Source organism: Labrenzia sp. PHM005 (assembly GCF_006517275.1).
Taxonomy (GTDB): Bacteria; Pseudomonadota; Alphaproteobacteria; order Rhizobiales; family Stappiaceae; genus Roseibium.
On sequence record NZ_CP041191.1, the window covers coordinates 843,350 to 860,000 of the forward strand.

The window sequence follows — 16,651 nt, forward strand, 5'->3', positions numbered from 1 at the left end:
AGACCGATTCCGCCTGCGCCGCCACTGAGCACATAAACTCCTCCGGTACGCCAGGGGCTTTGCCCTTCCAGCGTAAACAGGGTTTGCGCATGCCAGACCGGAGTGAGAGGTGCGCCCTCCGTCAGCTGCCGATGCAGCGGGCCGTCAAAATTAGCCTCACTCCTCAATGCGCCAGCCAAGTCCTGAACCTGTATGGCCTCAGGGACTTGTAGGACTTGAACGCGCAGGTCCGGGATCTCCTGCGCCAGGGTGGCAAAAAAACTGGTACACCCGGTCCCCCGAGCGTCCAATACAATCTGCAACAGTCCAGCTCCACCCTCCAAAGCCAGATCACGGGCTTTCGCCAAAAGAGCCCGCGACAACTTCATGTAATGCGACGCCGGATCGGCCCCGGACTCGCCGGGCAAATCCGTTATCCGGGCATCTGGCAGCAATTCCGACAATGTTTGCTGGTGCTGTCCCAGGGCTCCCATGAGCCAAACCTTTTGGACCCCTGCCGGTGCTGATACCGGTATTCGATTCGCGACCTGCCTATCTTGCGTCAGCAGCAGGCTTTGCATTGAGCCTGCAGATGGCTGTGCCCCCGGCTTGCCGGGCCAAAAGATCTCCTTGGCAAACGGATAAGTAGGCAAGCTCACCCGGCGCCTTGGCCCAGTGTGCAATTGCGTCCAGTCGACTTCAGTGCCTCCGGTCCAGGCTTCCGCGACACGATCAAGTTGTCGCGTTGCCAGCCAGTGCTCCATCAGCACACTCATTTCTTGCGACTTGAGTTTTGGCATTGAAGCCGCGGGCTGGTCTTCGAGCAATTCTGCTGTAGACAAGCAAGCCTTCAATTCAGCGCGCAGTTCATCCAGACCGGACACGACAAAGGCTTTCCGGTACACCATATGCCGGCGCCCGGTTTGCAGTGTGTAGGCAATATCCGCGAGCGGCGCCTCCGCCTTGTCTTCGACAACCGCCAAAAGCCGGGATAAAAGCTGCCGCAAGCCGTCTTGCGTTCGCGCTGAAACCGGAACGATCTGCGAAGACGGCTCTGCTACCGGCGAAACCGGCATAGCAGACTCCGGCTGGAACTCCTCGACAATCGCATGAGCATTGGTGCCGCCAATGCCAAATGCACTGATCCCCGCACGTCTGGGAGAACCTGAGGTTTCCGGCCAACCCTGGCGAATGGCGGCCACCTCCAATCCGGCATCTTCAAAATCAATTTCCGGATTTGGCGTTTCGAAATTTATCGAGGGCGGTATCTCACCGGTTTTGACCGCCATGACCGCCTTGATCAGTCCCACCAGTCCGGCTGCAGTATCAAGATGGCCTATGTTGGGTTTGAGCGAACCAATACGAACCGGCTGCGGCGCTCCCGCGGCGCGGCCATAAACAGATTGAAGACCAAGGATCTCGACTGGGTCACCCAGTCGGGTGCCGGTCCCATGTGCCTCGATATACCCAATTGAAGCCGGATCAACCTTCGCGCTTTCGAGAGCACGCCGGATTGCTTCAGACTGACCTTGCACCGATGGCGCAAAGAAGCCTGCCTTATCGGCCCCGTCATTGCTGATACCAACGCCCTTAATCAATGCGTGAATGTGGTCGCCATCGGCCTGGGCATCGCTGAGCCTTTTTACAAGCACAACGCCCAGCCCTTCTCCAGCAACAAGTCCATCAGCTTTCGCGTCGAAGGCGCGGCAATGGCCGTCACTGGAAACATTCAATCCGGGCTGGTGCAAGTATCCTGCCCCTGGCACGGCATAAACCGACGCCGCTCCGATCAAAGCTGCGCGGGCTTCCCCGGCCAACAATGCCTGCCGGGCTTGATGCAGGGCAACCAAACCCGAAGAACAGTTGGAATGGACTGCCATGCTCGGCCCGGTAAGGCCCAACTGATAGGACAGCATGGTTGGAACAGTCCCGCCCTGCCCCGCGATCCAGGCACTATAAAACTCATCATCAGACACTGCCTGACAGTCATGCAGAAGTGTCTTATAGTGTCCGTGGCTCACCGCCGTGAAAACGGCGGTTTTTGGTAGGCTTGCGGTGCTGTGTCCGGCCTCTTCCATGGCTTTCCAGGCGTGCTGCAGCAGCAACCGGGATTGGGGATCCATATGAAGCGCGGCGCGCGCTGAAATGTTGAAAAACCCTGGATCGAAACAGGCCCGCTCGGCCAACGGAAATGCCACAGGTACGAAATCAGGTTGAGACAACTGGGCGTCCGGCACGCCAGCGGCACGCAACTCCTCAGGGGTCAAAACCTCCCGCGCCTCTCGCCCATCAAGCAGGTTTTGCCAAAAACTCTGCAAATCCAAAGCACCAGGCACCGCGCAAGACAGGCCGATCACCGCCAAAGGTTCGTCGTCCAGCCGCTGAGCAAGAGAGGGGGCTGCAAAATGGTTCAGCTTCGGTGCCTCATGCGCAGCTGTCACCTGTTTTTGCGATGCCGGCACCACATCCGATGTGCCGGCGCCCAGATGCCTGGCTTGGGCCCGGATTGTCGGAAACCGAAACAGATCGGATACGCGCAACTCCACTCCAAAGCGCTCGGAAATCCGGGCCGCCAACACTGCGGCAGTTACCGAGTTGCCGCCCGCCTCGAAAAAACCGATGTCCCGGCCAATTCCGGTACTGTCCAACACGTCCGACCAGAGCGCCAGGACCTCTTTCTCAAGGTCCATATCCGGTGGACCAGGCTCTATTTCCGGTGAGGCAGATCGATCGTGACCCAGATCTACTTGCCGGGCCGCCAGCGCCATGCGATCGATCTTGCCCGCCGGCGTTAACGGCAGGTTTGCTAAGGATATGATGAGATCCGGCAACATATAAGCTGGAAGGTCTTCCCTCAAACATGCACGCAATTCTACCGCGGGAACAGCCTCTCTTTCTGGAACAACATAGGCCACAAGTTGTGCTTCCGGCCCGCTTTTGCGCAAAACAACTGCGCTCTCGCGCAGCTCCTTGTGCCGATCCAGAACACATTCGATTTCTGCCAGTTCGATGCGGTGGCCGCGCAATTTGATCTGCTGGTCACGCCGGCCGTGATGAATCAGACCGCCTGACGGACTCCAGGAGGCGAGGTCCCCGGTTTTGTAAAGACGCTCTCCTGAACGGTACGGATGTGCGATGAAGGATTGCGCGGTGCGGTCGGCCTGTTGCCAATATCCATCCGCCAACCCCGCCCCGGAGATGTACAATTCTCCCTGTTCACCGACAGGCACAAGCTGCAAGTACTCATCCAGAACCAGCACTTCGGTGAAGGCAATCGGCATGCCGATCGTGACGGTGTCCTGGCTGCCGGTCACCGGGCCGCAAGTCGACCAGATTGTGGTTTCGGTCGGACCATACATATTCCAGGCATCAAGCTTGGAATTCTGAAACAAGCTATTCAAACGGTCCGGCATAGGCTCACCGCCGCACAAGGCCTTGAGGCCGTCCGGAGGCTGCCAACCAGCAGCAAAGAGCATGGTCCAAACCGAGGCCGTCGCTTGCAAGATATCAGGCTTTACTCGGGAAATCTCCGACGCCAGGGCATCAGGATCCTGGGCAATTTCTTCCGGACAAATATGAACCGACCCACCGCTGGTAATTGGCAGCAAAAGCTCCAGCAGCGAGATATCAAAGGCAAACGTGGTCACGGCTAGAAGCCGGTCTCCAGTGCCCGCTCCAGGGCGTTGCGCCATGGCTTGCAGGAAGTTCGCCAAAGCCCGATGCGGAACCTGTACCCCTTTTGGACGCCCGGTGCTGCCCGAGGTGTAGATCAGATAGGCGGGATCGCCGCCCTTCAGCCCGACAGGCTGCGGTTCAGGAGCGCACGAAAGGGCGTCAACCCTAACCATGGTGCAATCAGGTTCAGCCAGTTGGGTCGCCATGGCATCTGTGCTGACGTCTGCCAGTATCGCTCGCGGCGCACAATCTTCCAGAATATGTCTCAGACGCGCTTTTGGATGGGCCGGATCCAATGGGACAAAGACTGCCCCCGCCCGCAATGTCCCCAGAAGGGCCGCAGAATAATTCCTCCTGCGCCCGAGGCAGAGCGCGACACGGTCGCCGGGACGAACTCCGGCCTGTTGTATCGCCGCCGCGACCCGCAAGCTTTCCTGATCCAGCTGCTCATAAGTCCAAGCGCCATCGCAATCGACAACAGCTGTCTCAGCCGAATGCATATCGGTCTGCCTTTGCACGAGCTGCATCACGGTATCAGCACTGAACTCCGGCTTAGGCCCGGTGCCCCAGGCCAGAAGTTTGGCACGATCTGAAGTGCCAACGATATCGAAACTGTCGAGGTTGGCCTCAGGATCGGCCAACGCCTGTTGAGCCAAATTTGTTAGTGCTTCAAGCCACCCCTGCACCCGTTGTTCGCTATAAAGATCCGGGTTGTATTTCATGCAAAGTGACAACGTGTCCGAGGTTTCCCGTACCTCCAGTACCAGTTCGTATTCACCCTCTTGCCGCAGATCTTCGACCAGAGTCAGATCACCTGTGACCTGCAATCTCTGGTGAAGAGCAGGCAGGGCATCATGGGAAAATGCGTTTTGATATTCAAAAGCCACCCGAAAGACCGGCGGCTCACCTGGACCGGAGCTTAATCCCAGATCGCGAACCATTTGCGCAAACGGATAGGCGGCGTGATCCAGGGCATCGGCAACCTCCCCCTGTAAGTGATATGCGAGATCACGCAATGTTCGGCCGGCCAATCCCTGCATGCGAATCGGCAGCATATTAACCAGGTATCCGACGGTTTCCGCATAACGTGGATCATGGCGCCCGTGGTCGGGCATACCGACGATGATATCGTCATCACCACTTAGGCGATGCAGCAGCGTGGCGAATAGCGCGAGACAAAGCGATGAGAGAGGGCACCGTTCAGCCCTTGAATAACTGCGCATCGCGCCAGCCACGGACGCTGGCAACGGTAAGGTAAGATGCGCCCCTTCGAACAACCGAGCTGTGTTTCGCGGCTTATCCGGTGTCAGAGACAGGCACGGTAACTGTCCTTCGAGCCGCCTGGCCCAAAAAGCACGGGCATCACGCATTTCACTGCCGGATGCGGCCGCCTTCGCCGTAGCAACAAAAGCCGCCTGATCGGCACCTTTGTTCGGCAATATGGTGGCTTCAGCTCGCAAAGATTTGCCCAATTCGGCGTCATATGCGTCCAGAAACGTCTGCATGAAGAGCCAAAACGATCCACCATCAAAGACGATGTGATGAAATGTAATCAAAAGGTAGGACGGTGTGCCCTGTTGGCCGAAGATTGTTGCCCGGACTGGAAGGTCACGCGCCAGATCAAAAGGAGATTTCGCCGCATGCCTCAAGGTTGCAAGAGGGTCTTCCTGCGGCAAGTCGAGCTGGCGCACATATAAAGTGGCCCCGTGGTTTTCATCCCGCAACGGACCACGGCGGCCAACTCGGAACGTACTGGTCAGAACCGGATATTGAACCAGACATTTATTCAAGGCCGACTGCACGGCGGTTGTGTCAAACCCTTCACGGCTATGCAAACAGACCGGCAGGTTATATGCGCTGGTACCAGGCTGCGCCTGCGCAATGGCCCAAAGCCCTGCCTGACCTTGCGACAAGGGCAAATCGCGGGCATGTCCCCGGTCTTCGCAGACCTCGACCGCCTGCGGCTCCGGATCCACTGCCAATGCGGGGAGTTGAGTTGTGTAATACTCCGCTAGGGCATCAATACTCTGATGTTCCATCAGGTCGCGGCCGCGCACAGTGATCCCGAACGTCCGTGCGACGGCCCGCAAGAGCTGCATAGCGAACAAGGAATCCACACCGAAATCGTAGAGATGTTGTTTGGTATCTATAGAGGCTGCCGGCAGATCTAGTACACCGGCAATTTGATCAATCAGAAACGGTTTGATCCCGATTTGCGCTGAGGTGTCCGGCGCGCGCTCCAGAACCGGCTTCACCCAGTGTGGCCGGCAATCAAATGCGTAACCGGGCAATCGAATACGCCGGGCACTTTGATCCTCAAGGTCCGGCCAAGACTGATCGACTCCAGTCACCCAAGCGCGAGCCAAGGCCTCAAGCCCGGTAACTGTTTCCTCAGCTTGTATTCCGGACCCTGCCGTTCCCCGAAACACCGGCCAATCCGATGTTGCCTGGCCCCTTGTTTCCACCTCCAAGGCCTCAATCAGGGCTGCGGTGTCTGGCACAACCCAGGCAATTCTATATGCCAAGGCGTCGCGCCCCTGCTGTAGGGTTTTCGCCACATCACACAACCGTTCAGGTTGTTGTTGCAGATGCTTCAGAAGATTAGCGATCATCCGCTCAAGACTTGAAGGCGAAGCGGCTGACAGAACGATTACCTGAGGGTCCGCCGGAGCGTCTTGAGGACGCGCAACCGATTTGCAAGGCGGTTCCTGCAACAGAATGTGCGCATTTACACCGCTCATCGCATGGCAGTGAATTCCAGCGTGACGCGGTGTACCGCTTCTTGGCCACGGTGTGTCATTTACCGCCAGGGCGCAAGCTGCGCCATCTTCGCGGATTTCGGGATGCACCTGATCAAATCCTGCAATGCCGAAGATGCGGTCCGCTGCGAAACTGTGGACCACCTTTAGCAGCGCTGCGAGCCCCGAAGCGGCTTCCATGTGGCCAAAGGCTGGTTTCAACGTACTGACGAGACACTTCGCATGAGGGCCGCTGCCCCCCGCTTCTTGCCCAAAGCGCTTCATTGCCCGGTTGAAGGATTCCCATTCGGCGATATCCGACAGCGGGTTCCCCATGCCTTGCGCTTCGATCACGCCCACCTGACCAGGGCCGATACCAACGCTTCGATAACAATCGGCAATCAATTCGGCATGACGTGTCACGCTGGGGGCCGCCAATGATGCCGCGCCGCGGCCATTGAAATTTACGGAAGTCTGGCGGATCACTGCATAAACGCTGTCCCCGTCCGCCACAGCCTCAGACAACGGTTTGAGCACAACGCACAGTGCAGCCTCGGCACGCACATGACCTGCGGCAGTGGCGCCAAAGGGAGAAACCTTGCCATCCAGGCTGAGTTGCCCAGTTTCGGCAAGGTGCCGGAACGGCCCTGGTGTGAGCATCAAATTGACACCCGCAACAAGCGCCTGGGAAATTTCGCCCTGACGTAGGGCCTGCACTGCCCGATGCAGCGCCACGCCGGCGCTGGCACATTGCGCCTCGATCACTTCGCTGGGGCCATCAAAATCGTAGAAGTATGACAGGCGGTTGGCCAAGAGACATGATTGTGCATATCCGGCATCCGGGTCATGCCCTAGGCTGGCACAAAGCCGGTCATATTCGTTGTCTTGAGCCGCGACGAAAACACCGGTACGGCTACCCCGTAAATTGCGCGATGCGTAGCCTGCATCGTACATTGCCCCGAGTGCGGCCATCAGCAACAGCCGCTGTCGCGGATCCATCTGATCCGCCTCACTTTTCGGGATGTCGAAAAACCCGGCGTCAAAGCCGGCCGGATCCGGAACGAAACCGCCATAGACAAAGGGCGCATCGGCCGCAGGCGCCGACAACCGCTCTCCGAGTGATCTTTCTGCCCGTTTTTCAATAAGGCAGGCGCCGGTTTCCAACGCAGCGTAAAATGCTTTCAGATCCTCACAGCCAGGAAGCATGCCTGATGCGCCAACAATGGCAATCGGAGCGGGCTCTCGCGCCGCTCCGTCATGATCTTGCGGTGGAGTATTACTAAACTTGTCCTGGCATTGCATGGATGCGAGGATTGCCGCCTCAATTTCGTTCCATGCTTCGTCAGAATTCATGACACGCTTTCCATACATCAATATTCAAAAACCGGACACAATCCTGGCCATCAATAGCCTGAGCAAGGCTTTTTCGCCCTTGCCTCGCGCCGTTAGCCAAGCATCTGCCTGCTACCCAGCAGTCGCAGAATTGTGTTGAGCCGAATTACAATCGGCGGGCCGTAATCATGGTGTATCCGAGGTTTTCTGCCATATATTCAAATAGATAGTACCAGTTGTCGACGGCTTTTTCTGCCTGATCTCCCATGAGCCGGACCACGTCACTCCACTTTTCCTGCACGGCTTCACGCAACTTGGTTTCCAGCCATGGCATGACGTTTTCGGAAATGTCCTCAATGTTCAGAAGTTCAAATCCGGCATCTGCCATCAAGGCGGGATAGCGATCTTCTGGAACAAAGACCGAATGGATATGCTCATGGACAAAGTCCATGAATTCAGGTGTCGTGTGAGGCAGAGTTGGCAGGTCGGTCAGGACAAGGCCTGCGCCGGGTTTCAAAAGCCGGGCGGCTTCGCCCAAAGCTTCTGCATGACCCATGTGAAAAATCGATTCAAAAAACCAGCCGCCATCAAAACTCTTGTCTGGCAATGGGACGCTGCGGGCATCGGCTTGTAAAAAATCCAATCTGTCGGAGAACCCTGCCTGTGCCGCTTTCTCGCCTGCAATACGATGCTGGTAGCCACTAATCGTCACTCCGGTGACATGACAACTTCGAGCTTGAGCAAGTTTCAAGGCGGGATGGCCAATACCACAACCCAGATCGACAAACCGTTCACCGGGACCAATTTCGGTCCGATCGATCATTCGATGACACATGGCTTCCGCTGCGGCACCGAAACTTGCATCCCGACTGTCTTCGTCCCAATAACCCCAGTGTAAGTGTTCATCAAACAGGATCGGTCCCAGTCGCAGAGCCGGTGAGTCATAATGATCTTCGACCGTATCATTGCTAGCGCCGGTAGTCTCCAAAGTACTGCGGGACATAGGTCTTTTCCTTGGGGCTAATCCGTTGGAATTCATCCTAACAAATGATCTACACGTGGCAAGTGCCATCAACGGCAACCACCGATAATACCTTTCCTTCGGAAAACGGGATGCGGACAGCATGCCGGGATAAGCTCTCCAAATCGGTCATCTACAAATGAAAGCGTTTGAACGAACAGGACCGATTATGTTTTGCTGTCCTCAACCAGTTGCCCTTGTTCAAATTTCAAGATGCGATCTGCAGCGCCCCAGTAACGTTCATCATGGGTTATCGCAATCACCGTTTGACCACGCTCTGCGAGCATCGGCACGATTTCAGTATAGAAACGGTCACGGAAATGCACATCCTGTTCTGCGGACCACTCGTCCAAGACGATGACCGGCCGGTCTTCCAGGATTGCAACGATAAGGGCCAAACGCTTGCGCTGGCCTGTCGACAGGGACAGTGTTGAAAATGTGCCATTTTCGTACTTTAGCTTGTCACCCAAGCCCATATCGACAATGAGCGTGTTCACCCTGTCGGGGTCAACATGCTCCAGCCCATAAAGCCTGTCAAAAAGGTGGTAGTCGACAAACACTGCGGAAAACAGCGCGCGAAAACCCGCTTGCGCAAGCGCTTCATTCACGGGAGTATCGTCTATCCGGATCATGCCTTGATCGGGCACATGGAGCCCGCAAAGCAAATGCGCAAAAGTGGATTTTCCGCTGCCGTTGCCACCGGTTACGAACACTGTTTCTCCGCGCCGGAGCGTCAAGCTAAGCGGGCCAAATGTGAAGCTGTCTGGGTCACCCCCGCTGTCATGACAAAAGCGCACATCCTCGAACCGGATCTCCGTGAAATCCGCATACTGCGCCGACTTCTCGCACACAGTCTCTGCTGGGATCGGTGTAACCTCCGTCAACTGGTCACGAACAGTCAGCACCGCACTCAACCCGGCATCTACTTGCAGAAATGCTGGTGCCATGACGGCAATCCGGATCAAAGGGTTCAAAGAAAACAGTAATACCGGGATTATCTGGAACACGACGGTTCCGTAACCGGAAACATTGCCCGGAAAATAGAAGATGATGAATCCGATCACCAAATAGGTAACGCCATTGCCCAGCAGCATCAGCTCAGTCCAGCTGTCCCCCACCTTTACGAGCGTTTCACGCAGCCGCAATGACCGTTTTTGCAGCTCCACGAACAATGCGTCACTGCGCTTGTGGTTTAGCCGCAGCTCCTTTCCGCCCGACAAAAACGGCTCCAGGGTGTCGACAAACAGCATCTGGCGGCGAATCTGGCGTTCTACCAAAACACGAATTTCGCGTTGCAGAGCGCGGTAGAGGATCGATGCCGCCAGGATCACAATGATAAAGACCCCGAGCGCGTAGGGGGACAACCAAGTCAGATAAATCAGAGCCATCACCATCAAAACAGCCTGCTGCAAAGAATCTATCAACAGTGGAAACGTCATTGAGAGGCTGTTGGCCTGCTCTGATATCATTGAATAGAGGCTTTTTCTCCCTAACGCCTCGACCCGGCGCAGTTCGGATCCGCGCAGGCGATCCATGATTTCGACCCGCAACGTTTGCAATAATCGCTCGATTATTTGTGTGGCACGCAGCAACGCGAATTTGTTTCCGAAGAAAAATGCGAGAAATGCGCCAGCATACATCGCGACATCCCAAGCTCCGGGCAGCGTGTCTGTCGTGACTTGCTGGGCTGCCTGATTCACCGCCAAGATCAGCACGGCATTGGCCGCGCCTGATAGCCCGCTTAACCCCAGCATGATTTGCAAATCCCGGCGCGGTGCCCGGCGGATGAAATCAGTCAGGATCATGCAGCCCCCAACTCGATTTGGCCTAGATCCAATGTAATCCGGCGGTCGCAACATGACCAGTAACGGTCGTCATGGGTAACCGCGATAACGGCCTTCCCCCGCGCTTTCAGGTCGGGAAGCAATTCCTTGTAAAAGACGTCGCGGAAATGTGCATCCTGATCCGCAGCCCACTCATCGAAAATATATACATCACGATCTTCCAGGAGAGCCACAATCATGGCTAAACGCTTGCGTTGGCCAGATGATAGAGCCTGGGTTGAAAATCTCCCATTTTCGAAATTTACTTTGTCTTCAAGGCCCATCCGGACGATCAGCCGCTGGACATCATCTGCCGCTATCCCTTCCAACCCATAGAGCCGGTCAAAGAGATGGAAGTCAGCGAATATCGCTGTGAATATTTCACGATAGGAACTGCGTAATTCAGAGGTGACTTCTGTGCCATCCACCGAAATGCTCCCCGAATCCGGTGTATACAATCCTGAAATGAGCTTCATGGCCGTCGACTTACCGCTGCCATTGCCGCCAGTCACAAAAAGGATCTCTCCAGAGTTAATCTCGAGTGTCCAAGGCCCAGTTGTAAACGTAGTCCCGCGGCCAGGGATCTGATAGTTGAAACAGATACCTTCACAACGGATTTGACGCGGCGCGCGAAACCGATCGGGATCAAACTTGTTTACGTCCGGATCTGCAATGTCGGCCAGCCGCGCTTCGATACTGGCAATCCTTGCCAAACCGACTTCAGCAGATGCAAACAGATGACCAACCGACGTAATAGACGTCAGGGGTCCCAGACAAAAGGCCGCTGCAGCCACAAGCTTGTAGACAATGTCGGTATATCCATCCGTGTAGAGGGGAACCAGAAAGATCAATGCGCCCAGCAACGCATATATGAAGGCACTGGAAAACTGGATCAGAGTGGTCCATATCCCGGCGACGCCAATTACCTTGTTTCGGAGCTGGCCGGTGCTGTCGCGATATGCGTTGAACAGAGAGTCGCTGCGGTCGGCATGCAGTTTGATTTCTTTAAACCCCTGGGTGAATCCGATCATTTCGGTCAGCACCTCGCCTTCGCATTGAAGGACCTGGGTCATGACGGTGTTCATGGCTTTACGCCGCCGCCAGAACAAACCCGCCCCCAGCACCGACACTGCGATCACGATGGCAAAAGCGGCCATCGACACCGTCGCGATGTACAACAAGGCGGCCAATAGTAGAAAAACGCTCTGTATTGCCCCGGTCAACAACGGTAAGTTGGCTGAAAGCACATTGGTTTCGTGGTTGACCGTTGCAAGAAGCTCTCCCTCATCGACCTCCTCCAACTGCCGCAAAGGGGCTGCCCGTACCTTGTCCGCAATCCGCAGACGCAGCCGGCTGAGCTGCTGCTGCAGCACGCGATTGAAACGGCGCCAGCACAGGCTATTGCCATAGGCAAAAATCAAAAACAAAACGAGATAAAGAAAAACCAACCGAACTGAAATCGGTTCGCCAAAGGCCGCAAGTTCTGCGCTATGATTTACCAGGCCAATCAGAGCCGCATTGGCCATGGCAGAAAGAACGATGAGGGGAAGGGGGAGCTTGGTCTTGCGATTGAAACCAGACCGGACAAGGTGAAGGAGATGCAATTTTCATGTCCCTTCCTTCAACTGCGCGGTCTTTGGCCGCCAGCACCGGAACACCTTTGGTTTATAGCTCGGTGCTTCTAAGCGCCCATCATTGTATCGCGGTACTATTCAGGAAACACTTTTTGATTGCAAGTACTAAGCATTCATCGGTTGGATCTGCCCAATGACCTCCAAGGAGATCTTGAGCCGGTGCCTAGAGGATTGGGTTCTCCGGCATTTGCCGGGTCCAGCCCAAACCTGCGCCGCTCCGATCGCCACTTATTCAATGCCGGAGGAAGAGGCGGCGTTGATCGGCCGCGCGGTCTCCAGACGCAAGGACGAGTTCTCGACCGGGCGACATTTAGCCCGTGCGGCTTTGTCACGATTGGGGTGCCCGGTGACGGCACTTGGTATGGGGAAGTTTCGACAACCATTGTGGCCCGAAGGTACGACCGGTTCAATCAGTCACGATGGGGGCTATTGTATTGCGGCCGCACAACACATCAAATCCGGCGTTGCAGGCATTGGGCTAGATTTGATTGATATTCCCGGCCGGACCAGCCGCATGGCGGAAATTGCCCCCCTTTTTCTAGCCGACGAAAAAGAACTCGCCGCGGTCAATGTAATTTCGTCACTAATAATGCCGGAACTATTGGTTTTCAGCCTTAAGGAAGCGATCCTGAAGGCTATGGCAGGTCAACTAGACCGTTTTATTGATTTGCGGGAAATACAGTTGCACGGCCAAACCGCAACAAAGGTCCGTCTCGCAGGAGAACTTGTGCCGATGCGCCTTTCAGCAGAACAAATTGGACCGATTTTGGTAACATTAGCAATCCGGTTGCGGTGATAGTCCAATATCAGTTGTTATGCTCAAATCGAGATTTGGTTGCGGGCGTCTGATTTGTCTTTTTTGCCCTTCTGCGTCGGGCGCAGCCCTGCTTGATTGGGCCCGCTGAGGGCCTCACCAATATCCCCGCCCGAATACACAAAAGGCCGCCCTTTTGGGCGGCCATTTTTGTATTTGGTTGCGGGAGTAGGATTTGAACCTACGACCTTCAGGTTATGAGCCTGACGAGCTACCGGACTGCTCCATCCCGCGTTATTTGTTTGCGCTATCGCCCTTCGGGGTGCTTGAGCGCGTGCTGTTTCCCTCAAGGAATCGGCACAATAATTCAGGAGACCGGTGTGTTGCGCTGATTTGGAACAAGAGATCCGGAGCGCAGCGGAGGCAAGGCCGAGTGGCCGCCGGCCGGTCAGGCCGCCCTCGCGGAGCGCAGCCCTGAGGGCGATGCGCGCGTGAGCGCCAGTTTGTTGAAGAGTAATTTCCAAATTGTCCTTTGCAGGCCTGGCAGCGACCTACTCTCCCACACCTTAAGATGCAGTACCATTAGCGCTGGGGAGTTTCACGGCCGAGTTCGGGATGGGATCGGGTGGGGGCTCCCCGCTAGAGCCACCAGGCCGGCGAAGGGCAATTTGGTTGTAAAACTGGTCTTATCTTTCGCCCGCAAGGGACGAGAACAGCGTGCTCAAGTAGGCCAAAGGCCGGTAGCACACTAAAACTTACCTTTTACAAGGCGCGTAAAGCGCCTTTTAAAAGATGAACATTGACTAATGAGAGGATCAAGCCGAACGAGCTATTAGTAAAGCTAAGCTTCATGCGTTGCCGCACTTCCACACGCTTCCTATCGACGTGGTGGTCTTCCACGGCTCTTCAGGGAGAACTGGTTTTGAGGTGGGTTTCCCGCTTAGATGCTTTCAGCGGTTATCCCTTCCGTACATAGCTACCCTGCAATGCGGCTGGCGCCACAACAGGTCCACCAGAGGTACGTCCATCCCGGTCCTCTCGTACTAGGGACAGATCCTCTCAATTCTCCTACACCCACGGCAGATAGGGACCGAACTGTCTCGCGACGTTCTGAACCCAACTCACGTACCACTTTAATTGGCGAACAGCCAAACCCTTGGGACCTGCTCCAGCCCCAGGATGTGATGAGTCGACATCGAGGTGCCAAACAATGCCGTCGATATGGACTCTTGGGCATCATCAGCCTGTTATCCCCGGCGTACCTTTTATCCGTTGAGCGATGGCCCTTCCACGAGGGACCACCGGATCACTATGGCCGACTTTCGTCTCTGCTCGACTTGTCAGTCTCGCAGTCAGGCAGGCTTATGCCATTGCACTCAACGAGCGATTTCCGACCGCTCTGAGCCCACCTTCGCGCGCCTCCGTTACCATTTGGGAGGCGACCGCCCCAGTCAAACTACCCGCCACACACGGTCCCGGATATTGTTGTACCGCGGTTAGATATCCATAAGGACAAGGGTGGTATTTCAAGGGTGACTCCACCTCTGCTGGCGCAAAGGCTTCAACGTCTACCACCTATCCTACACATGTCATTACGAATACCAGTGTGAAGCTGTAGTAAAGGTGCACGGGGTCTTTCCGTCTGACCGCAGGAACCCCGCATCTTCACGGGGAATTCAATTTCACTGAGTCTATGCTGGAGACAGCGGGGAAGTCGTTACGCCATTCGTGCAGGTCGGAACTTACCCGACAAGGAATTTCGCTACCTTAGGACCGTTATAGTTACGGCCGCCGTTTACTGGGGCTTCAATTCGGTGCTTGCACACCTCCTCTTAACCTTCCAGCACCGGGCAGGCGTCAGACCCTATACGTCGTCTTGCGACTTCGCAGAGCCCTGTGTTTTTGATAAACAGTCGCCACCCCCTGGTCTGTGCCACCCCTAACCGGTTGCCCGATCAGAGGTCTCCCTTCTCGCGAACTTACGGGAGCATTTTGCCGAGTTCCTTCAGCATAGTTCTCTCAAGCGCCTTGGTATTCTCTACCAGTCCACCTGTGTCGGTTTCGGGTACGGTTTATACGGTGGAGCTATTTCCTGGAACACCTTCGCTGCACCCCCAATCCAATAAGGAGATACAACACACGGCATCCGTCACTACCACCAAGTACAGGAATATTAACCTGTTTCCCATCGACTACGCCTTTCGGCCTCGCCTTAGGGGCCGACTAACCCTGCTCCGATTAGCGTTGAGCAGGAACCCTTGGACTTTCGGCGAGGGAGTCTCTCACTCCCTTTATCGTTACTCATGTCAGCATTCGCACTTCTGATATCTCCAAGAGCCCTCGCGGGTCTCCCTTCGCAGACTTACAGAACGCTCCGCTACCGCGCACACAAAGTGTGCACCCGCAGTTTCGGTGTATGGCTTGAGCCCCGGTACATTTTCGGCGCGGGACCCCTTATTTAGACCAGTGAGCTGTTACGCTTTCTTTAAATGATGGCTGCTTCTAAGCCAACATCCTGGTTGTTTTGGGAGTCCTACATCCTTTCCCACTTAGCCATAACTTAGGGACCTTAACTGGCGGTCAGGGTTGTTTCCCTCTCCACAATGGACGTTAGCACCCACTGTGTGTCTGCCGGATAGTACTTCTCGGTATTCGGAGTTTGGTTAGGATCAGTAAGGCGGTAAGCCCCCATAGCCCATCCAGTGCTCTACCCCCGAGAGTATTCATCCGACGCTCTACCTAAATAGATTTCGCGGAGAACCAGCTATTTCCGAGTTTGATTGGCCTTTCACCCCTAGCCACAGCTCATCCCCGACTTTTTCAACAGGCGTGGGTTCGGTCCTCCAGTGCGTGTTACCGCACCTTCAACCTGGCCATGGCTAGATCACTCGGTTTCGGGTCTAATCCAACGAACTAAAACGCCCTATTCAGACTCGCTTTCGCTACGCCTACACCTACCGGCTTAAGCTTGCTCGTTAAATTAAGTCGCTGACCCATTATACAAAAGGTACGCTGTCACCCTTGCGGGCTCCAACTGTTTGTAGGCGTCCGGTTTCAGGAACTGTTTCACTCCCCTCGTCGGGGTACTTTTCACCTTTCCCTCACGGTACTTGTTCGCTATCGGTCGACAAGGAGTACTTAGGCTTGGAGGGTGGTCCCCCCATGTTCAGACAGAATTTCACGTGTTCCGCCCTACTCGAGGACTATAAAGATTTCTACCCGTACGGGGCTATCACCCGCTAAGGCCCGACTTTCCAGACGGTTCCGGTTCTTACTCTATAGCCACTGGCCTGGTCCGCGTTCGCTCGCCACTACTAGCGGAGTCTCGGTTGATGTCCTTTCCTCCGGGTACTTAGATGTTTCAGTTCCCCGGGTTTGCTTCCCTTGCGGGATACTCCATACGGAGTGGGTTGCCCCATTCAGAAATCCATGGATCAAAGCTTATTCGCAGCTCCCCATAGCTTATCGCAGCGTATCACGTCTTTCATCGCCTCTTGTCGCCAAGGCATCCACCGAACGCCCTTAAGACACTTGATCACTCTCATTATCAATGTTCATCTTTGTTTGCGCTACCGTGCTCCGCACTACTTGAGCGCGTTAAACGCCCAACCAATGCCAAAACATGCGGCACAAACAACGTTTGCTCCAAACCAGATCAAGCATGGGCCCCTTTGTAAAAACCCAAACCTTCAAAG

General features: G+C 55.5%; 5 protein-coding genes, 1 tRNA gene and 2 rRNA genes (1 of these 8 only partly in view). 1 reads left to right on the plus strand and 7 read right to left on the minus strand.

Annotation, left to right across the window (positions count from 1 at the left end):
- The 4 genes from FJ695_RS03635 to FJ695_RS03650 all read right to left on the minus strand — a co-directional run.
- Positions 1–7,745: the 5' end (the start) of a non-ribosomal peptide synthetase gene (locus FJ695_RS03635; protein WP_168206254.1), read on the minus strand. The gene continues 16,672 nt to the left of window position 1, outside the view; the window shows 7,745 of its 24,417 coding nt (coding positions 1–7,745); it begins with the start codon at positions 7,743–7,745; the stop codon falls past the left edge of the window.
- Positions 7,746–7,890: 145 nt separating this feature from the next.
- Complete coding sequence (locus FJ695_RS03640; protein WP_141184177.1) at positions 7,891–8,727, minus strand: cyclopropane-fatty-acyl-phospholipid synthase family protein; 837 nt, start codon at positions 8,725–8,727, stop codon at positions 7,891–7,893.
- 185 nt (positions 8,728–8,912) lie between these two features.
- Positions 8,913–10,550: an ATP-binding cassette domain-containing protein gene (locus FJ695_RS03645; RefSeq protein WP_168206255.1), complete on the minus strand. Its 1,638-nt coding sequence runs from the start codon at positions 10,548–10,550 to the stop codon at positions 8,913–8,915.
- On the minus strand, positions 10,547–12,172 hold the full coding sequence (locus FJ695_RS03650; RefSeq protein WP_141184179.1) for a cyclic peptide export ABC transporter: 1,626 nt from the start codon (positions 12,170–12,172) through the stop codon (positions 10,547–10,549). Before FJ695_RS03650 ends, FJ695_RS03645 begins: the two co-directional genes overlap by 4 nt.
- A 286-nt stretch (positions 12,173–12,458) precedes the next feature.
- Here FJ695_RS03650 and FJ695_RS03655 point away from each other — a divergent pair, with 286 nt between their 5' ends.
- Positions 12,459–12,998, plus strand: coding sequence for a 4'-phosphopantetheinyl transferase (locus FJ695_RS03655; RefSeq protein ID WP_168206256.1), 540 nt, complete (start codon positions 12,459–12,461; stop codon positions 12,996–12,998).
- A gap of 175 nt (positions 12,999–13,173) precedes the next feature.
- On the opposite strand, the gene FJ695_RS03660 is transcribed toward FJ695_RS03655, so the two are convergent.
- The 3 genes from FJ695_RS03660 to FJ695_RS03670 form a co-directional block, all read right to left on the minus strand.
- Positions 13,174–13,250: transfer RNA gene (locus tag FJ695_RS03660), tRNA-Met, on the minus strand.
- Between the two features lie 244 nt (positions 13,251–13,494).
- Positions 13,495–13,609 (minus strand): 5S ribosomal RNA (rrf, locus tag FJ695_RS03665).
- Positions 13,610–13,767: 158 nt separating this feature from the next.
- Positions 13,768–16,493 (minus strand): 23S ribosomal RNA (locus tag FJ695_RS03670).
- Between the last annotated feature and the right edge of the window lie 158 nt (positions 16,494–16,651).

What these genes read in the sequence shown, in the direction of transcription:
- FJ695_RS03645 (WP_168206255.1), bottom strand. Translation starts at nt 10,550, where the DNA reads ATGATCCTGACTGATTTCATCCGCCGGGCACCGCGCCGGGATTTGCAA.
- FJ695_RS03640 (WP_141184177.1), bottom strand. Translation starts at nt 8,727, where the DNA reads ATGTCCCGCAGTACTTTGGAGACTACCGGCGCTAGCAATGATACGGTC.